The sequence below is a fragment of the Variovorax cryoconiti genome, from assembly GCF_051216395.1.
GTDB lineage: Bacteria > Pseudomonadota > Gammaproteobacteria > Burkholderiales > Burkholderiaceae_C > Variovorax.
In genome coordinates, this window is the sequence record NZ_JBPJZI010000011.1 from 1 (window position 1) to 17,820 (window position 17,820).

The window sequence follows — 17,820 nt, forward strand, 5'->3', positions numbered from 1 at the left end:
GCGCGCTCAGGCGTCGTGGGCAGCCGCACATCGACGGCGCGCTCCTGCTGCTCGCGCAGGGCGCGTTCGCGGTCCTGCTGGCGCAGTTCTTCGATGAAGGGCTGGGGGGCCGAGGGGGCGGTCTGGGCTGCGGCACCACCGGCAGCCATCAAGAGGCCGAGGGTTGCTGAGGTTCGGCGAAGAACGCCGTGGCGATCACGAGAAACGGGCGAAATTCGAAGCGGCATTGCGGGCAAAAAGAAGCGGCCCATGCCGCACCCGCAGAATTTTCCCGTTACACCTGATAAATAATTGTCACGAATCCTTGCCCAAGCGCTCTATGCCGAAATTCGTGCAACGATTGTGAATTAGTTGCAATTTCGCTCTAACGGCTTTGAATTCTTTGGTTCTCACCAGCGCACCTGCAAAACCGGAAGGCCGGCGAGCATCGCTTGCAAAGGCGAGTCCAAAAAGAATCCCAGCACTTACTTCACCTGCTGCTTCCCCAACTTGCGCGCCAGCGTCCGCCGGTGCATGCCCAGGCGGCGCGCGGTCTCGGAGATGTTGAAGCCGGTCTCGGCCAGGGTCTCATGGATGCGCTCCCATTCGAGCGTCTTGATCGAGGTCGAGCGGTTGGTCAGCTCGACGTCGATCGAGCCTTCGGCGCGGCCGAAGGCGGCTTCGATGTCGTCGGTGTTCGACGGCTTGGCCAGGTAGTGGCAGGCGCCCAGCTTGATGGCCTCGACGGCGGTCGCGATGCTGGCGAAACCCGTGAGCACCACGATCAGCATGTCCGGGTCGTGCGCATGCAGGCGTTGCACGCAGGCCAGGCCCGAGGCCTCGCCGCCGAGCTTCAGGTCGACCACGGCGTAGCGGGGCGAACCCGGCGCCTTCGTCAGGTCTTCCACGTCCTCCAGGCTGGTCGCGAGCATCACCGCATAGCCGCGCCGCTCGAAGGAGCGGCCCAGCGTGCGCGCAAAGGCCGCGTCGTCCTCGACGATCAGCAGCCGGCGTGCGGGCGGCCCGGGATCAACTTGCATTCGGTTCCTCTTCTTCCAGAACGACGGCGGACAGCGGCAGCGAGATGCGCACCTGCGCCCCTCCCTCGGCGAGGTTGTGCGCCGTCACGTTGCCGCCGAGCGTGCGCAGCACATTGACGACCAGGAACAGCCCGAGCCCGCCACCTGGCCGGCCCTTGCTCGACTGGTAGGGCTTGCCCAGCTGCGCCAGCATGTGCGGCGCAAAGCCGGGGCCGGCATCGGTCACCGTCAGCATCAGGCGATCGTCCAAGCGCTCGACTTCCAGCTTCACGCGGTGCGGCGATGCCTCCAGGGCATTGTCGAGCACGTTGTGGATGGTCTGCTTCAACGCGGAATCGGAGACCATGGGCAGGTCGTGGCCGAAGCGGTTCTCGTAGAGGAAGGCGGTCACGGGGCGGCTGTCGCGCCACTCCTGCACCAGGTCGTCGAGGAAGACGCGGACGGTGGTGGCCGCGGACGATTCACCGCGCGCCTCCCCGGCCGACAGCAGGATGCCGCTCACGATGGTCTTGCAGCGCTTGAGCTGCGCCTGCATCTCGTTGACCTCCTGCAGCAGCTCGGGGTTCGAGGTGAACTCGGGCATGCGCTTCCAATCGCCCAGGATCACGGACAAGGTGGCCAGCGGCGTGCCCAGCTCGTGCGCAGCGCCCGATGCGAGCAGGCCCATGCGCACGATGTGCTCCTCTTCCGCCGCGCGCTGCCGCAGGCTCGCCAGGCGGGCATCGCGCGCGCGCAGGTTGGCGTTGATGCGGGTGATGAAGATCAGCAGCAGCGACGCGTTGAGCGCGAAGCACAGCACCATGCCCTGGATGTAGGGGCTGGCCAGGCCACGGTCCAGGTCGAGCGGCAGCGCCAGCGGCCGCGAGAAGAGCGCGAGCCCGACCAGGCACAAACCGGTGATCACCACCAGCGTGGCGCTCGACCAGGCCTGCAACAGCACGGCGCCCAGGATCACCTGCAACAGGTAGAGCGATGCGAAGGGATTGGTGGCGCCACCGCTCAGGTAGAGCTGCGCCGTGAGCGTCGCGACATCGACCAGCATGGCCACGAAGAGCTCGGTGTTGGTCGCCTCGCGCCCGGTGCGCCAGCGCAGCAGGCTCGCCACGTTGAAGCCGATGAGCACGGCCAGCACGATGAGCATCGGCTCCAGCGGCAGCGGGATGCGAAAGCCGTAATGCGCCACCTCGATGGTGACGACCTGGCCGAACACGGCGAGCCAGCGCAGCTGGATCAGCTGCTGCATGTTCTTCAGGCCGGTGCGGTCACCGGGCGCGTCTTCCAGGTTGTCGGTCGGCCACATGCCGGGCAGACCCGGAGCCTCAGTCGTGCGCGGCATCCTTGCTTTCGGGGTCGATGGAGTGCGCATTGTCCCCAATGTGGCGGCGCCTGAGCCGGCGCTCGTCACGCGCCACGTAGGCTGCGCCCAGCGCCACCATCAGCGCCAGGCCGTACCAGGTGACGGCATAGACGAAATGGCTGTTGGGGAACGCGATGACGGTGAGACCCCCGACCGGCCAGGTGCCGGGCGGGCCGGCGTCGGCGTCGACGAAGTACGGCGCCACGGCGCCCAGCCCGCTCAAACCGCGTGCTGCCGCGATGGCCGGCAGTTCGCGCGAGAACCAGCGATTGGCGGCGGGGTCGTTGCGCCGCGGGAAGAAGCCGTCGCGCTCGCTCATGCGCAGAAAGCCGGTGACGGTCACGGTGCTGATCGGCACCCCGCCGCGCGAGGCGGGGTCGCGTTGTTCCGGCGGGACGAAGCCGCGGTTGACCATCACCAGGCTGCCGTCGGCGACACGCAGCGGCGTGAGCACCCAGAAGCCGGTGCCGATGGCCGTGGAGGCCTGCACCAGCGTCTCGCGGTCGTGCAGGAAGGTGCCGATGAGACGGACGCGGCGGTATTCATCTCGGTTCGCGTCGACCTGGGGCCACGCAACCTGCGCCGGTGCCTCGACCGGCGCGGCGTGGATGCGCTGGGCGACGCGCTCGATCAGGTCGAGCTTCCAGGCACGCCGCTCGACCTGCCAGGTACCCAGGGCGACGAAGCCGCAGAAAACGACGAGCGCCAGAAACGCCAACGCGGCCAGGAAGGCCGCGGAGCGGGGGCCACGTTCGGCGGCCGGGTCGGCTTGCACGTGCAGGCTCAAGGCATGTTCTTCATGTCGTGCAGCGACGGCATCATGTTGTGGTTGAGGTGGTACATCACCCACAAGGAGCCGGCCAGCGTGATGACCACGAGCACCAGCGTGAAGATCAGCGCCAGCATCGACCAGCCGCCTTCGACCTTGGTGTTCATGTGCAGGAAATAGATCATGTGCACCACGATCTGGACGGCTGCGAAGCCGAGGATGACGAAGGCGGTGGTGCTTGAGCTGTCGAACACCTTGCCCATCACCAGCCAGAACGGGATGACGGTGAGGATGACCGACAGCACGAAGCCGATGGTGTAGCCCTTGAGGGTGCTGTGCGGCACGCCCGCGTCTTCGTGGTGATCGTCGCCGTGGCTGTCGTGGCCGTGCGTGTCGTGACCTGCGCTCATGGCAGCACTCCCATCAGGTAGACAAAGGTGAAGACGCCGATCCAGACCACGTCCAGGAAGTGCCAGAACATCGACAGGCACATCAGGCGGCGGCGGTTTTCCATGGTGAGGCCATGGCGCGACACCTGCACCATCAGCGTGACCAGCCAGATGATGCCGAAGGTGACGTGCAGGCCGTGGGTGCCGACCAGCGTGAAGAAGGACGACAGGAAGGCGCTGCGCTGCGGCACCGCGCCTTCATGGATCAGGTGGTGGAACTCATACAGCTCGAGTCCGATGAAGGCCGCACCGAACAGGCCGGTGATGGCCAGCCACACAAGCACCTGCTTCACCTGCTTCTTCTGCATGGCGATCATGGCGAAGCCATAGGTGATCGACGACAGCAGCAGCATCGACGTGTTGAGCGCGACCAGCGGCAGGTCGAACAGGTCGGCACCCGACGGGCCGGCCGCGTAGCTGCGGCCCACCACCGCGTGCACCGCGAACAGGCACGCGAAGATGAGGCAGTCGCTCATCAGGTAGAGCCAGAAGCCCAGCAGCGTGCCGTTCTCCGGATGATGGTCGCCAGGCACGTAGAAGCGCTGGTTGTCGGGCGCGTGGACGTCGCCCGAATGCAGGGTGGCGGCGGTATCAGACATGGCTGGCAAGGAGACGGGTGCGGGCGCCTTCGGTGCGGATGACTTCGTCCGCATCGATGTGGTAATCACGCTTGTAGTTGAAGGTATGGAAGATGGCGGTGCCGATCAGCAGCACGAAGCTGAGCACGGCCACCGGCCACATGTGCCAGATCATCGCGAAGCCGAAGACGGTGCTCAGGCCGGCGAGCACGATGCCCGCCCAGGTGTTCTTGGGCATGTGGATCGGGCGGAAGCCCTGCAGCGGACGCTCGTAGCCGCGCTGCTTCATGTCCGACCAGGCGTCGTTGTCATGAATGACCGGCGTGAACGCGAAGTTGTAGGCCGGCGGCGGCGACGAGGTCGACCATTCCAGCGTGCGGCCGTTCCACGGGTCGCCCGTGAAGTCGCGCAGCGACTCGCGGCGGCGGTAGCTCACCACCAGCTGGATCAGGAAGGACGCGATGCCCAGCGCGATCAGGAAGGCGCCGAAGGCGGCGATCTGGAACCAGATCTGCAGCGACATGTCCTCGAAATGGCTCACGCGGCGCGTGACGCCCATCAGGCCGAGGATGTACAGCGGCATGAAGGCCATCCAGAAGCCGATCAACCAGAACCAGAAGGACATCTTTCCCCAGAACGCGTCCAGCTTGTAGCCGAAGGCCTTCGGGAACCAGTAGTTGATGCCGGCCATGAGGCCGAACAGCACGCCACCGATGATCACGTTGTGGAAGTGGGCGATCAGGAACAGGCTGTTGTGCAGCACGAAGTCGGCCGGCGGCACGGCCAGCAGCACGCCCGTCATGCCGCCGATCACGAAGGTGACCATGAAGCCGATGGTCCACAGCATCGGCACTTCGAAGCGGATGCGGCCGCGGTACATCGTGAAGAGCCAGTTGAAGATCTTCGCCCCGGTCGGGATCGAGATGATCATGGTCGTGATGCCGAAGAAGGAATTGACGCTGGCGCCCGAGCCCATCGTGAAGAAGTGGTGCAGCCACACCAGGTACGACAGGATGGTGATCACCACCGTGGCGTAGACCATCGACGCGTAGCCGAACAGGCGCTTGCCCGAGAAGGTCGAGACGATCTCCGAGAACACGCCGAACAACGGCAGGATCAGGATGTAGACCTCCGGGTGGCCCCAGATCCAGATCAGGTTCACGTACATCATGGCGTTGCCGCCGAAGTCGTTCGTGAAGAAGTTCGTGCCGACGTAGCGGTCCAGCGACAGCAGCGCGAGCACGGCGGTCAGCACCGGGAAGGCGGCCACGATCAGCACGTTGGTGCAGAGCGACGTCCAGGTGAATACCGGCATCTTCATCATGCCCATGCCCGGCGCGCGCATCTTCACGATGGTCGCGAGCAGGTTGATGCCCGAGAGCAGCGTGCCGACGCCGGCGATCTGCAGCGACCAGATGTAGTAGTCGACCCCCACGTCGGGGCTGTGCAGGATGCCCGAGAGCGGCGGGTAGGCCAGCCAGCCGGTGCGTGCGAACTCGCCGACGAACAGCGAGGCCATGACCAGCACGGCGCCGCTGGCGGTCATCCAGAAGCTGAAGTTGTTGAGGAAGGGGAAGGCCACGTCGCGTGCGCCGATCTGCAGCGGCACCACGTAGTTCATCAGGCCCGTCACCAGCGGCATCGCCACGAAGAAGATCATGATCACGCCGTGGGCCGTGAAGATCTGGTCGTAGTGGTGCGGCGGCAGGAAGCCCTGGTTGTCGCCGAAGGCCATGGCCTGGTGCAGCCGCATCATGATCGCGTCGGCAAAGCCGCGCAGCAGCATGACGATGCCCAGGACCATGTACATGATCCCGATCTTCTTGTGGTCGATGCTGGTGAACCAGTCACGCCACAGCGTGCCCCACACCTTGAAATAGGTGAGCGCGCCCAACAGCGCGATGCCGCCCAGTGCGACGGCCGCGAAAGTCGCCAGGAGGATCGGCTCGTGCAGCGGGATGGCTTCCCAGCTGAGTCGGCCGAAGATGAGCTTCGTGAGGTCGAGTGATTCGAACATGGGGATCCGGGAGAACAATTACAGCGGCTGCGTGGCAGCGGGCGCGGAGAGCGGGAACGCATCCACCGGATCGTTCACCGAGCACATGGCGCCGACGTAGGTGCGTGCGCGGCCCAGCTCGACGCCGGGTGCCAGACCCTGGCGCGCCCGCGTGGCAGCGTCCATCGAGGCGACGTTGAAGGCGCCGGGGATGCCCTGGCCGCCGTTGGCGTCGATCGCCATGATGTCCTTCATGCACATCCGGTTGGCTTCGACGCAGCGGTTCAGGATGGCGTCGTACAGGCCGGGCGCGACCGTGGCGAAGCGGCGCACCGGGTCGCGCTCGGACGGCTTTTCCAGCTGCAGGTAGGCGCCGCGGGTGAGTTCGCTGCCGGCCGCCTTGTTGCGCTGCACCCACTTGTCGAAGTCGGCGTCGTTCAGGCCGTGGAACTTGAAGCGCATGCCCGAGAAACCGGCACCGCTGTAGTTGGCGGAGAAGCCCTCGTACTCGCCCGGCTTGTTGATGACCGCGTGCAGCTTGGTCTCCATGCCCGCCATGGCGTAGATCTGGCCGGCCAATGCGGGGATGAAGAAGGAGTTCATCACCGTCGACGAGGTGATCTTGAACTGGATCGGCCGGTCGACCGGGGCCGCCAGCTCGTTGACCGTCGCGATGCCCTGCTCGGGGTAGAGGAACAGCCACTTCCAGTCGAGCGCCACCACCTCGACCACCAGCGGCTTGGTGTCCGCCGGGATCGGCCGCTGGGCGTCGATGCGCGCCAGCGGGCGGTACGGGTCGAGCGTGTGGGTGCTGATCCAGGTCAGGGCGCCCAGCGCGATGATGATCAGCAACGGCGCACCCCAGATGGCCAGTTCGAGCTGGGTCGAGTGGTCCCAATCGGGCGAATAGGTCGCTTCCTTGTTCGACTGGCGGTACTTCCAGGCGAAGAACAGCGTCATGGCGATCACCGGCACGATGATCAACAGCATCAGCATCGTCGAGATGACGATCAGCCGCCCTTGCTGCGACGCGATGTCGCCCGAGGGGTTGAGCAGCACCATGTTGCAGCCCGCCAGCAAGCTCAGTGGCAGCAGGAACAACACACGCGGAATCTTGAAGGAATGCATGCCAGGGAAAGGGAGCTTGTAATGGGGCGAGAAGCCTGCGAATCTACGCCGATCGGGGCCCGACGGGCATTGGACGTTTTGTCCTACGGCATCGGAGGTCTCCTGGTGCAAAATTTGCGCCGAATGCAATGTGCGTTCGTCCCAAGTCGGCTGCGACGTCCATTTTCCGAAGTTCTTGTAGGCATCCCATGACAACGTCCTCCATCGCACACCCAGGGGGCCAGCCCGGCCAGACCGGCAACGCCACCGGCCGGGATATCGCCCATGCCGTTGGCGGCGACACCGAACACGTCGATCCGAGCGACGTCGCCGTCGGTGTGGTGATCGGCCGCGCTTCCGAATATTTCGACTTCTTCGTCTACGGGATCGCCTCCGCGCTGGTCTTCCCTTCGGTGTTCTTCCCCTTCGCCGACCGTCTGACGGGCACGCTCTACGCCTTCGCGATCTTCGCCCTCGCCTTCATCGCCCGCCCCTTCGGCACCGCGCTGTCGATGGCCATCCAGCGCCGTTATGGTCGCGAGGCCAAGCTCACCGCCGCGATCTTCATGCTCGGCACCGCGACCGCGGGCATCGCCTTCCTGCCGACGTACGAGAGCGCGGGCGCCACGGCCATCGTCCTGCTGGCGGTCTTCCGCATCGCCCAGGGCATCGCACTGGGCGGCAGCTGGGACGGCCTGCCGTCGCTGCTCGCAATGAGCGCTCCGCAGAACCGGCGCGGCTGGTACGCCATGCTCGGCCAGCTCGGCGCCCCCTTCGGCTTCCTGACGGCGGCCACCCTGTTCGCCTTTCTCACGGCCAGCATCCCGGCGGAGGATTTCCTGTCGTGGGGCTGGCGCTATCCCTTCTACGTCGCCTTCGCCATCAACGTGGTGGCCCTGTTCGCCCGTCTGCGCCTGGTCGCGGCCACCGAATACTCCAAGCAGCTGGACGAGCGCGAGCTCGAACCCACCGGCATCGTCGAGATCGCGCGCGCCCAGGGCGGCAACATTCTCATCGGCGCCTTCGCGGCTTTGGCCAGCTACGCCCTCTTCCACATCGTGACCATCTTCCCGCTGTCGTGGATCACGCTCTACTCCGAGCAGTCGGTGAGCCAGTTCCTGGTGATCCAGGCCATCGGTGCCTGCCTGGCCGCACTGGCGATGGTCGCCTCCGGCAAGATCGCCGACCGCATCGGCCGGCGTCGCACGCTCGGCTCGCTGGCGGTGGCGATCGCGGTCTTCAGCGGCTTCGCGCCGACGCTGCTGGACGGCGGCAACATCGGGCAGGACACCTTCATCCTGGTCGGCTTCGTCCTGCTGGGCCTGTCCTACGGCCAGGCCTCGGGCACCGTCACCTCGAACTTCGCCGCCCGCTTCCGCTACACCGGCGCGGCCCTGACGGCCGACGTGGCCTGGCTCATCGGCGCGGCCTTCGCCCCGCTGGTGGCGCTCGGCCTGTCGGCGCACTTCGGCCTGGGCTACGTCAGCGTCTACCTGCTGTCGGGCGCGGCCTGCACGCTCACCGCGCTGTGGGTCAACCGCGCGCTCGAGCAGCGGGACTGACCATTTCGGCCTAGAACGCGGCGACGATCCCGTCCGAGCGCGGGTCGAAGCCGCCTTCGAGGCTGCCGTCGGGCTTGCGCAGCAGGCAGCCGGCATGCCCGAAGGTCTCGTCGAAGTCACCCAGCACATCGACCTCGTGGCCGCGCGCACGCAGCGCCGCCACCGTCTCGGCGGGAAAGCGTGACTCCAGCTTGAGCGAATCGGTGCTCTGGCCCCAGGTGCGGCCGAGCAGCCAGCGCGGCGCGCTCACTGCATCCTGCGGGTTCAGGCCCTGCACGACGGTGCGCGTGAACACCGCCGACTGGCTCTGCGGCTGGCCGTCGCCGCCCATGTTGCCGTAGACCATCGTGCGGCCGTCGGCCAGCAGCGCCAGGCCGGGAATCAGGGTGTGGAAGGGCTTCTTGCCCGGCGCCAGCGTGTTGATGTGCTCGGGCTTCAGCGAGAAGGACGCCCCCCGGTTCTGCCAGTTGACGCCACTGCGCGCCAGCACCACGCCCGAGCCGAACTCGTGGTACACGCTCTGGATCATCGAGACCGCACGCCCCTCGCCGTCGATCACGCCCATCCACACCGTGTCGGCCGGCCCCTTGCCGCTGCCCCATGGGGCCGCGCGGGCCATGTCGATGCGCGCGGCCATCGCGTCGAGCGCGGCCGGCGTCAGCAGCTCGGCGGCCGCGATGCGCATGTGGGCCGGGTCGGTGATCTCGCGGTCGCGCACCGCGAAGGCCTGCTTGACCGATTCGACCGCGGCATGCACGTAGTCGGCGCTCAGGTGGTCGTAGCGCTCGACGCCCAGGCGCTCCATCAGGCCCAGGATGATCAGCGCGACCACACCCTGCGTCGGCGGCGGCATGTTGAAGACCCGGCCGTGCCGGTGCGCCAATTCGAGCGGTTCGCGCAGCAGGCCGCGGTGCGCCTCGAAGTCCGCCAGGGTGATCGGGCTGCCCGCACGCGCCAGGTCTTCGGCCATCGTGCGGGCCAGGTCGCCACGGTAGAAGTCGTCGAGGCCGGCGCGCGCCAGGTGCTCGAGCGTAGCCGCGAGCCGGGGCTGGCGGAACAGCGCACCTGTCGACGGCAGCTTGCCGCCCGGCATGTACGTTTCTGCGAAACCGTGCACGCCTTCGAGCTCGGCACGCTTGCCGCGCACCGTGCGCGCCAGGCTGGCCGTGACCGGCGCGCCGTGCGTGGCGTAGTCGATCGCATCGGCCATCAGGCGGGGTAGCGGCAGGCGCCCGCCGAGCTTGTCGCGACTCAGCGCCAGCGCCTGGTCCCAGCCGCTGATCGTGCCGGCCATGGTGATCGCCGCCGACCCGCCGCGAAACGGAATGGCCTGCTGGCCCGCGTACTGCGCCCGGTCCACGGCCCCGGCCGCGGCGCCCGAACCATCGATGGCGACCACGTCGTGCGCGCCGCCCCTCGGCGTCGACACCAGCCAGAAGCTGTCGCCACCGATGCCGTTCATGTGCGGATAGACCACCGCGATCGTCGCAGCCGCGGCCACCATGGCTTCGATCGCATTGCCGCCCTCGCGCAGCACGGCCAGGGCGGATTGGGAGGCGAGCGAGTGCGGCGCGACCGCGATGCCGCGGCGGCCCTGGATGGCGTTGGCCATGACGGATCCTTCTGAGGGTTGAACGGGAACGGGCAACGCGCCCGCGCCGACCCCGAGGGATCCGCAAGTTCCGTGCGCGCGCCGTGATGTTAAGACGCGCGCGCCGTCACCTTCATTCGGCCTCGATGCCGGCCGCCTTCACGATGCGGTCCCACTTCTGCGACTCGGCGGTCTGGAACTTCGCCATCTCCTCGGGCGTGGTGGTGAAGACCTCGGTGCCGGTCGGCTGGTAGAACGCTGCCTTGGCGGCCTCGCTCTTCGCGGCCTTCACCAACAGCTCGTTCAGGCGCTTGACCACGGCGGGCGGCGTCTTGGCCGGCGCGTAGGCGGCGAACCAGTAGCCCATCTCGTAGCCCTTCACGCCGGCTTCGGCGATGGTCGGCACGTCAGGCGCCAGCGGTGAGCGGGCGGCGCTCGACATGCCCAGCGCGCGCAGCTTGCCCGACTTCACCTGCGGCAGGCCGGTCGTGGTGTCGGTGATCATCATGTGGATCTGGTTGCCCAGGAGGTCAGTCACCGCCAGCGTGTTGCTCTTGTACGGCACGTGCAGCAGCTTGATGTCGGCCATCTGCTGGAGCAGTTCGCCGGCCATGCGGCTCGACGAGCTGCCGCTGCCGAAGCTGTACTTGCCCGGCTCCTTCTTCGCCAGCGCCACGAACTCGGCCACCGTGGTCGCGGGAAACGACGGGTTGACCACCATGATCTGCCCGCCCTTGCCCAGGCCGGTGATCGGCGCGAAATCCTTCACCGGGTCATAGGGCAGCTTCTTGTAGAGATGCTCGTTCGCCGCGTGCGTGGTGTTGGTGGTGATCAGCACCGTGTAGCCGTCGGCCGGCGCCTTGGCCGCGAACTGCGAGGCGATGAAGCCGCTGGCGCCGGCCCGGTTGTCGATGACCACCGACTGCTTGGTCTCGGCCGTGACGCCGTTGCCGATCGCGCGCGCGATCTGGTCGGTGGCGGTGCCGGCCGCGAAAGGCACGACGAAGGTGATGGGCTTGTCGGGGAAGGCCTGCGCCTGGCTCAGCGCCGGCGCCAGGGCGAGCGCGGCGGCAGCCAGGGCGAGGGTTGGAATGCGGTTCATGGTTCTTGTCTCCTGTGGTTTGCGAAAAAGGATCAGCCTTCGTTGGGGCCGGCGAGCAAGGGTTGCAGTTCGGCCGGCACGTCGATGCGCAGGTCGAGCAGCAGAAAGGACAGCGACTTGCCGTGCGTGTCGAGGTTCAGCGCGTCGTTCACGCCGCCGTCGAGCACCGCGTCGAGCACGAAGTTCATCGCATGCAGCTTCGGCAGCAGAAAGCGTTGCACGCGGCTCGGCGCGCGGTGGCGGAACTGCGCCGCCACGGCCTCGGGCGTGACTTGTTCGACCAGCAGCGGCCACAGCGCCGGGTGCCAGGCGATCACGCTGATGTTCGAGCGGTCGCCCTTGTCGCCGGTGCGGCCGTGGGCGGCGCGGTAGAGGGGAACGGTGACCATGGTCATACACCAGCCTCCACCATGGCGAAGCCGACCGGCACGCGCTCGCGCGGCAGCAGGCAGGAGATCGTGTTGAGCCGCGGTGTCAGCGCGGTGCGCACGCCGCCACCGCCGGCCGGTCCGCAGGTGTAGAGCGCCATCACTTCTCGGCCCACGCGCTCGGCCTCGGCGCGGTCGGCATGGCTCGCGGCCACGCGCAGGCGCACGTCGCGCGCGCCGCCGTCGGGCATGGCCGCGAGCGCACGGCCGGCGTCATCGGCCAGGATGCTGATCGCGCCGATCAGGTCGATGCGCAGCGTGAGCCCGACGAGCCGGCGTCGCAACACATCGGCCGCCAGCCGGGCCCGTGCCTCGGCGCGCGGGCCGGCGTACGAGATCTCGCCCTCGGCCAACCACCCGCCTTCGTGGCAGACGTTGACCTTGTAATGCGTCGGCCGTGCATGGCCGCGCACGCCGCCGAGCGCCACGCGGTCGTCGCCCACGGCCTGCACCTGGGCATCGCCGATGTCAGCGACCACGTCGGGTGTCAGGTAGGCGGCGGGGTCGTGCACTTCGTAGAGGAGTTGCTCCTTCACCGTCGCCTCGTTCACGAAGCCGCCGGTGCCTTCGGATTTGCCGATGGTGCAGCGACCCTCCGCGTCGATCTCGGCGATGGGAAAACCGACGTTCTCGAGGCCCGGCACGTCCTTGTAGCCGGGGTCGGCGAAATAGCCGCCGCAGACCTGGGCACCGCATTCCAGCAGGTGGCCGGCCATGGTCGCGCGGCCGAGCACGTCCCAGTCATCGGGCGCCCAGCCGAAGTGCGACATCGCCGGCCCGACGGTGAGCGAGGGGTCGGCGACCCGGCCGCACACCACGATCTGCGCGCCGGCGTCGAGGGCAGCGGCGATCGGCTCGGCACCGATGTAGGCGTTGGCGCTGACGATGCGCAGGCCGTCCATCGCGGCGCCCAGCGTGTCGTGCAGCAGCGCCTGGTGTTCCGGCGCCGACAGGTCGTCGCCCTCCACGACCGCGATGCGCGGCGCGGGCTGGCCGAGCTCGCGCGCCATGCGGGCGATGTGCCGGGCCGCAGCACGCGGGTTGGCCGCGCCGAAGTTGCTGACGATGCGGATGCCGTGGGCCAGGCATGTCGCCAGCACCGGGCGCAGCATCGCATCGAGCAGGGGTTCGTAGCCCGCCTCGGGGTCGGTGCGGCGGCGCAGCTGCGCCAGCGCGAGCGTGCGCTCGGCCAGGGTTTCGAAGATGAGGAAGGCACGCTGACCCGGCGGGCCGGACGTCAGCCGTGCGACCAGCGTGTCGACCACGGGGCCGGCCACGTCGGTGCGGTCGCCCGAGAAGCCGGCGGCGCAGCCGATCAGCAGCGGTGCGCGCACGGGCAATGCCGAAGGGGCCTGTGTTGTCATGTCTCCGATGTCTCGCTTCGGGTGTTGTGGCGTCAATGTAGGCCTGCTTTCTCCATCCGTAAAATCGAAAGTTCAGATCGATTCATTCGAAAGACGGATCACGCCATGAAGATGCCCGACCTCACGGCACGGCAGTTGCGGGCCTTCGCCGCGCTGGCCGAGCAACGCAACTTTACCCGCGCGGCACAGCTGTGCCACCTGTCGCAGCCGGCCTTCAGTGCGCTCATCCGCACGCTCGAGGAAGCGCTGGGCACGCGGCTGTTCGACCGCGACACGCGCAGCGTGCAGCTCACGCCCGAGGGGCGGCTGTTCGAGGGCGCGGCGCAGCGGCTGCTCGACGACATGCGCGGTGCCGTCGCCGACCTGGCCGACCACGTCGAGCGCCGCAAGGGGCGGGTGCGGGTCGCCGCGCTCCCCTCGCTCGCCGCCGGCTGGCTGCCGGCGGTGTTCGCCGAATTCATGGCCGCCTGGCCGGGCATCACCATCAGCCTGGACGATGCCCTGTCCGACGCCTGCATCGCGCGCGTACGCAGCGGCGAGGCCGACTTCGCGCTGGCGTCGTCCGGCGCGGGCACCACGGCCGCTGGCGATCTGCGCAGCCGCAAGCTGTGCAGCGACCGCTTCCACCTGGTGTGCCGCGCCGACCATCCGCTCGCCGCCGAGACGCGGCTGAGCGCTCGCAAGATCGCGCCCTACCCCTTCATCCAGATGGCGCGCCACAGCAGCGTGCGCCAGTCGCTCGACGCCGCACTGCACCCGCTGCGGTTGAACGCCGTGTTCGAGGTCGAGCATCTGGCCACTGTGATGGGGCTGGTCGAAGCGGGCCTGGGCATCAGCGTGGTGCCGGCGCTCACGCTCTTCCATTTCCGCCGCGAGTCGCTGGTGACCCGGCCGCTACCGGTGCCGGGGCTGCTGCGCACGGTCTATCTGGTGCAGCGGCGCGAAGGCAGCCTGTCGGTGGCGGCACAGACCTTGCACGACCTGATCGTCGCGCGGCTGGGCAAGCTCGTCCTCTCGTGAGCACCCGGCGCCGATAATCGAACGCCCGTCAACGCCCCACCAACGACCCCGCGAAAAGGCATCCGCCCATGCTCGACCTCCTCGTGCGCAACGCCACCCTCCCCGACGGCCGCACCGGCATGTCGATCGCCGTGCAAGACGGTCGCATCGCCGAACTCACGGTAGGACTCGATGCCCCCGCGCACGAGACGCTCGACGCACAGGGCCTGCTGGTCACGCCGCACTTCGTCGACCCGCACTTCCACATGGACGCGACGCTCAGCTACGGCCTGCCGCGCGTCAACGAAAGCGGCACGCTGCTCGAAGGCATCGCGCTGTGGGGCGAACTCAAGCCGCTGCTCAAGCAAGAGGCGCTGATCGAACGCGCGCTGGCCTACTGCGACTGGGCGGTGGCCAAGGGGCTCCTGGCCATCCGCACGCACGTCGACACCAGCGACCCGAGCCTGCTGGCGGTCGACGCGCTGCTCGAAGTCAAGCGCCTCGTCGCGCCTTATCTCGACCTGCAGCTCGTCGCGTTTCCGCAGGACGGCGTGCTGCGCTCGCCGGGCGGCGTCGACAACCTGAAGCGCGCACTCGACAAGGGCGTCGACGTGGTGGGCGGCATTCCGCATTTCGAACGCACCATGGCCGACGGCGCGGCCAGCGTGACGCTGCTGTGCGAGATCGCGGCCGAGCGCGGGCTGCGGGTCGACATGCACTGCGACGAATCCGACGATCCGCTGTCGCGCCACATCGAGACACTGGCCTTCGAGGCCCAGCGCCTGGGCCTGCAGGGCCGCGTCACCGGATCGCACTGCACGTCGATGCACAGCATGGACAACTACTACGTGAGCAAGCTGCTGCCGCTGATCGCCGAGAGCGGCGTCGCCGTGATCGCCAACCCGCTCATCAACATCACGCTGCAGGGCCGCCACGACAGCTACCCCAAGCGCCGCGGCATGACCCGCGTGCCCGAGCTGATGGCCGCCGGCGTGAACGTCGCCTTCGGCCACGACTGCGTGATGGACCCGTGGTACGGCATGGGCTCGGGCGACATGCTCGAAGTCGCGCACATGGGCCTGCACGTGGCGCAGATGACCAGCCAGGCCGGCATCCGCCGCTGCTTCGAGGCAGTGACGACGAATGCGGCGAAGGTCTTCCATCTGCCGGCCTACGGGCTCGAGGCGGGCTGCGACGCCAGCTTCGTGCTGCTGCAGGCACGCGACCCGGTCGAGGCGATCCGCCTGCGCGCCACGCGGCTGAAGGTGTACCGGCGCGGCAGGCTGCTGGCCGAGACGCCGGCCACCACCGCGGCGCTACATCTGCCGGGGCGCGTCGGCAGCACGTCGTTCATGCCCGTGCGCTCGAGCGAGGTCGCGCCACCCACGGGGCGCTGAAGCGTCGGTGTGCGGCCCTCGGCGGGTCAGGCAGCGCCTGCCGGCCGGCCGCTCGGGTCGTTCTCGAGGTCCTCGGCAAAACGCTGCAGCAGGCGCACCAGATTCGCCACATCATCCGGTTCCCAGGTCGCGAAGATCGCACGGCCGATGCGCTCGCGCGCCGCATCCACCGCGTCCGTCATCGTCTTGCCCTTGGCCGTCACGATCGCCTCGCGCACCCGACGGTCAGCCACCCCGGCCTGCCGCTGCACCAGCCCCAGGCTCTCGAGTTTCGCCACCTGTCGGCTGACGGTCGTGTAGTCGCGCCCGGCGCGATCGGCCAGTTCCACCACGCCGATGGGGCCCAGGCGTTCGATGCCGACCAGCAGCGGAAACAGGGCGCGGTCGAGCGAAATGCCCGCCTCGCGCACCATCGCCTCGTCGCGCTGCGGGCGATTCATGATGCCCACGACGCGGATCAGCGCGTCGTGCAGGGTCCGCAATTGCGGCGAGATATGTGTATCTTGCACTTTTTTCTTGGGTGACATAGCATCCGCTCCATTGAGTGCATATTACACATGATTGGAGCTCGTATGAAGACGCAATATTCCGCCGACGTCCTGGTTTGCGGCGCCGGGGCGGCCGGACTCACGCTGGCGATAGAACTCGCGAGGCGAGGCATTTCCTTCCGGTTGATCGAGAAGATGGACAGGCCATTCGCCGGCTCGCGTGGCAAGGGCATCCAGCCCCGGACGCAGGAAATCTTCGAGGACCTGGGCATCCTCGACCGCATCGTGGCGGCCGGGGGGCCCTACCCACCGCAGCGGTCATACCGCGAGGACGGCAGCAGCACCGACGCGGACGTCATGGCGCACGACGCGCCGACACCTGCCGAGCCCTATCGGCTCCCACTGATGGTGCCGCAGTTCCTGACCGAGGGCGTGATGCGCGACCGCCTGGCCGAACTGGGCCATCGGCCGGACTTCGGGTGCGAGCTGGTGGGTTTCGAGCAGGACGAGACGTGCGTCACCGCTCGCCTCTGCGGCACGGCGGGCGACGAGGTCGTTCGCGTGCGCCATCTGGTGGCGGCCGACGGGGGCCGCAGCTTCGTGCGCCACGCGCTCGACATCGGCTTTCCGGGCAAGACGCTGGGTGTCCGCGCCGTGGTGGCGGACGTCGTGCTGACCGGCCTGCCCCGCGATGCTTGGCACCGCTTCAACGACAGCGCCATGGCGCGGCAGCTGTCGCTGTGCCCGTTGGCTGGCACCGAACTGTTCCAGTTGCAGGCGCCGATCCCGCTCGAAGGCGCTGTCGACCTGTCGGCAGCCGGCCTGAACGCGATGGTCGCCGAGCGCACCGGCCGCGACGACATCCGCATCAAGGCCGTGTCCTGGGCCTCGGCGTTCAGCATGAACGCACGGCTGGCCGAGCGCTACCGCGTGGGTCGCGTGTTCCTGGTCGGCGACGCCGCGCATGTCCATCCGCCGACCGGCGGCCAGGGTCTGAACACCAGCGTGCAGGACGCCTACAACCTGGGCTGGAAACTCGCAGCGGTCACTGGCGGCGCCCCCGACGCCCTGCTCGACAGCTACGAGATGGAACGCCGGCCGATCGCCGCCGCGATGCTGGGGCTCGCCACCCGACTGCTCGACGCCGCGAAACACGGCGACATCCGCCGCGGTCGCGAGGTGCAACAGCTCGACCTCGGCTACCCCGAGTCGCCGCTCTCGCTCGAAGCGCCGCCACGCGCCCCCAGGCTGCTTGCCGGAGACCGGGCGCCGGACGCACCGCTGCGCGGCGCAGCCGGTTCGTGGACCCGCCTGTTCCATCTGTTCCAGGGCACGCACTGGACCTTGCTGGGCGACCACACGGTGCGCGATGCGGTGGTACCTCGACCGGGACTGCACATCCACACGGTCGGCGCGCGCGGCGACCTCATCGACGAGGCGGGCCACCTGCGCGATGCCTATGCGCTGGCGCCCGGCGAAGCGTTGCTGGTACGGCCCGACGGCTATGTCGGCGCTTTCGTGGGGACGGCCCGTCGCGACGCGCTGGCGTCGTACCTGCGCCAGGTGGGGCTGGGGGAAGAAACGTTCATCGCGGTGTAAGCGTCTCGCCGTGGT

Annotated in this window: 16 protein-coding genes; 4 read left to right on the forward strand and 12 right to left on the reverse strand. The window is 68.1% G+C overall.

From position 1 onward, the window contains the following. Positions 1 to 464: 464 nt before the first annotated feature. Genes ACSFA2_RS21760 through cyoA form a run of 7 tightly spaced genes read right to left on the reverse strand, consistent with a single transcriptional unit; the run spans position 465 to position 7,296 of the window. Positions 465 to 1,019 (reverse strand): response regulator transcription factor, encoded by a 555-nt coding sequence (locus ACSFA2_RS21760; RefSeq protein WP_435457406.1) that lies wholly within the window; start codon positions 1,017 to 1,019, stop codon positions 465 to 467. After that, complete coding sequence (locus ACSFA2_RS21765; protein ID WP_435457407.1) at positions 1,009 to 2,355, reverse strand: ATP-binding protein; 1,347 nt, start codon at positions 2,353 to 2,355, stop codon at positions 1,009 to 1,011. Before ACSFA2_RS21765 ends, ACSFA2_RS21760 begins: the two co-directional genes overlap by 11 nt. After that, complete coding sequence (locus ACSFA2_RS21770; protein WP_435457408.1) at positions 2,339 to 3,163, reverse strand: SURF1 family protein; 825 nt, start codon at positions 3,161 to 3,163, stop codon at positions 2,339 to 2,341. The genes ACSFA2_RS21765 and ACSFA2_RS21770 overlap by 17 nt, the downstream gene beginning before the upstream one ends. Beyond that, a complete protein-coding gene (cyoD, locus tag ACSFA2_RS21775; RefSeq protein WP_435457409.1) occupies positions 3,160 to 3,555 on the reverse strand; it encodes a cytochrome o ubiquinol oxidase subunit IV in 396 nt (131 codons plus the stop codon). The genes ACSFA2_RS21770 and cyoD overlap by 4 nt, the downstream gene beginning before the upstream one ends. After that, entirely contained in the window at positions 3,552 to 4,193 is a 642-nt protein-coding gene (gene cyoC, locus ACSFA2_RS21780; protein WP_435457410.1) for a cytochrome o ubiquinol oxidase subunit III, read from the reverse strand. The genes cyoD and cyoC overlap by 4 nt, the downstream gene beginning before the upstream one ends. Next, positions 4,186 to 6,189: a cytochrome o ubiquinol oxidase subunit I gene (gene cyoB / locus ACSFA2_RS21785; protein ID WP_435457411.1), complete on the reverse strand. Its 2,004-nt coding sequence runs from the start codon at positions 6,187 to 6,189 to the stop codon at positions 4,186 to 4,188. The genes cyoC and cyoB overlap by 8 nt, the downstream gene beginning before the upstream one ends. 18 nt (positions 6,190 to 6,207) lie before the next feature. Then, complete coding sequence (gene cyoA, locus ACSFA2_RS21790; protein WP_435457412.1) at positions 6,208 to 7,296, reverse strand: ubiquinol oxidase subunit II; 1,089 nt, start codon at positions 7,294 to 7,296, stop codon at positions 6,208 to 6,210. Positions 7,297 to 7,484: 188 nt separating this feature from the next. On the opposite strand from cyoA, the gene ACSFA2_RS21795 reads away from it, so the two are divergent. Continuing rightward, a complete protein-coding gene (locus ACSFA2_RS21795) occupies positions 7,485 to 8,837 on the forward strand; it encodes an MFS transporter (protein WP_435457413.1) in 1,353 nt (450 codons plus the stop codon). A 10-nt stretch (positions 8,838 to 8,847) separates the two neighbouring features. On the opposite strand, the gene ACSFA2_RS21800 is transcribed toward ACSFA2_RS21795, so the two are convergent. The 4 genes from ACSFA2_RS21800 to ACSFA2_RS21815 all read right to left on the reverse strand — a co-directional run bounded on the left by ACSFA2_RS21800 (position 8,848) and on the right by ACSFA2_RS21815 (position 13,322). Further along, complete coding sequence (locus ACSFA2_RS21800) at positions 8,848 to 10,449, reverse strand: gamma-glutamyltransferase family protein (RefSeq protein WP_435457414.1); 1,602 nt, start codon at positions 10,447 to 10,449, stop codon at positions 8,848 to 8,850. A 112-nt stretch (positions 10,450 to 10,561) separates the two neighbouring features. Then, complete coding sequence (locus ACSFA2_RS21805; protein WP_435457415.1) at positions 10,562 to 11,530, reverse strand: Bug family tripartite tricarboxylate transporter substrate binding protein; 969 nt, start codon at positions 11,528 to 11,530, stop codon at positions 10,562 to 10,564. A 32-nt stretch (positions 11,531 to 11,562) separates the two neighbouring features. Then, positions 11,563 to 11,925, reverse strand: coding sequence for an AtuA-related protein (locus ACSFA2_RS21810; RefSeq protein ID WP_435457416.1), 363 nt, complete (start codon positions 11,923 to 11,925; stop codon positions 11,563 to 11,565). Further along, on the reverse strand, positions 11,922 to 13,322 hold the full coding sequence (locus ACSFA2_RS21815; RefSeq protein WP_435457417.1) for an acyclic terpene utilization AtuA family protein: 1,401 nt from the start codon (positions 13,320 to 13,322) through the stop codon (positions 11,922 to 11,924). Before ACSFA2_RS21815 ends, ACSFA2_RS21810 begins: the two co-directional genes overlap by 4 nt. A 105-nt stretch (positions 13,323 to 13,427) precedes the next feature. On the opposite strand from ACSFA2_RS21815, the gene ACSFA2_RS21820 reads away from it, so the two are divergent. Both ACSFA2_RS21820 and ACSFA2_RS21825 read left to right on the forward strand, forming a co-directional pair. Beyond that, positions 13,428 to 14,342 carry a LysR family transcriptional regulator gene (locus tag ACSFA2_RS21820; protein ID WP_435457418.1) on the forward strand — a complete coding sequence of 305 codons (915 nt, stop codon included), beginning with the start codon at positions 13,428 to 13,430 and terminating at the stop codon, positions 14,340 to 14,342. 68 nt (positions 14,343 to 14,410) lie between these two features. After that, positions 14,411 to 15,718, forward strand: a complete 1,308-nt coding sequence (locus tag ACSFA2_RS21825) for an amidohydrolase family protein (RefSeq protein WP_435457419.1) — start codon at positions 14,411 to 14,413, stop codon at positions 15,716 to 15,718. A gap of 26 nt (positions 15,719 to 15,744) precedes the next feature. On the opposite strand, the gene ACSFA2_RS21830 is transcribed toward ACSFA2_RS21825, so the two are convergent. Then, a complete protein-coding gene (locus ACSFA2_RS21830) occupies positions 15,745 to 16,245 on the reverse strand; it encodes a MarR family winged helix-turn-helix transcriptional regulator (RefSeq protein ID WP_435457420.1) in 501 nt (166 codons plus the stop codon). Positions 16,246 to 16,290: 45 nt separating this feature from the next. On the opposite strand from ACSFA2_RS21830, the gene ACSFA2_RS21835 reads away from it, so the two are divergent. Continuing rightward, positions 16,291 to 17,805, forward strand: a complete 1,515-nt coding sequence (locus ACSFA2_RS21835) for an FAD-dependent oxidoreductase (protein WP_435457421.1) — start codon at positions 16,291 to 16,293, stop codon at positions 17,803 to 17,805. Positions 17,806 to 17,820: the final 15 nt, after the last annotated feature.

Excerpts from the sequence above, each read along its gene's own strand:
- ACSFA2_RS21760 (WP_435457406.1), bottom strand. The coding sequence starts at position 1,019 with ATGCAAGTTGATCCCGGGCCGCCCGCACGCCGGCTGCTGATCGTCGAG.
- ACSFA2_RS21765 (WP_435457407.1), bottom strand. The coding sequence starts at position 2,355 with ATGCCGCGCACGACTGAGGCTCCGGGTCTGCCCGGCATGTGGCCGACC.
- cyoD (WP_435457409.1), bottom strand. The coding sequence starts at position 3,555 with ATGAGCGCAGGTCACGACACGCACGGCCACGACAGCCACGGCGACGAT.
- cyoC (WP_435457410.1), bottom strand. The coding sequence starts at position 4,193 with ATGTCTGATACCGCCGCCACCCTGCATTCGGGCGACGTCCACGCGCCC.
- cyoB (WP_435457411.1), bottom strand. The coding sequence starts at position 6,189 with ATGTTCGAATCACTCGACCTCACGAAGCTCATCTTCGGCCGACTCAGC.
- cyoA (WP_435457412.1), bottom strand. The coding sequence starts at position 7,296 with ATGCATTCCTTCAAGATTCCGCGTGTGTTGTTCCTGCTGCCACTGAGC.
- ACSFA2_RS21795 (WP_435457413.1), top strand. The coding sequence starts at position 7,485 with ATGACAACGTCCTCCATCGCACACCCAGGGGGCCAGCCCGGCCAGACC.
- ACSFA2_RS21800 (WP_435457414.1), bottom strand. The coding sequence starts at position 10,449 with ATGGCCAACGCCATCCAGGGCCGCCGCGGCATCGCGGTCGCGCCGCAC.
- ACSFA2_RS21805 (WP_435457415.1), bottom strand. The coding sequence starts at position 11,530 with ATGAACCGCATTCCAACCCTCGCCCTGGCTGCCGCCGCGCTCGCCCTG.
- ACSFA2_RS21810 (WP_435457416.1), bottom strand. The coding sequence starts at position 11,925 with ATGACCATGGTCACCGTTCCCCTCTACCGCGCCGCCCACGGCCGCACC.
- ACSFA2_RS21815 (WP_435457417.1), bottom strand. The coding sequence starts at position 13,322 with ATGACAACACAGGCCCCTTCGGCATTGCCCGTGCGCGCACCGCTGCTG.
- ACSFA2_RS21820 (WP_435457418.1), top strand. The coding sequence starts at position 13,428 with ATGAAGATGCCCGACCTCACGGCACGGCAGTTGCGGGCCTTCGCCGCG.
- ACSFA2_RS21825 (WP_435457419.1), top strand. The coding sequence starts at position 14,411 with ATGCTCGACCTCCTCGTGCGCAACGCCACCCTCCCCGACGGCCGCACC.
- ACSFA2_RS21830 (WP_435457420.1), bottom strand. The coding sequence starts at position 16,245 with ATGTCACCCAAGAAAAAAGTGCAAGATACACATATCTCGCCGCAATTG.
- ACSFA2_RS21835 (WP_435457421.1), top strand. The coding sequence starts at position 16,291 with ATGAAGACGCAATATTCCGCCGACGTCCTGGTTTGCGGCGCCGGGGCG.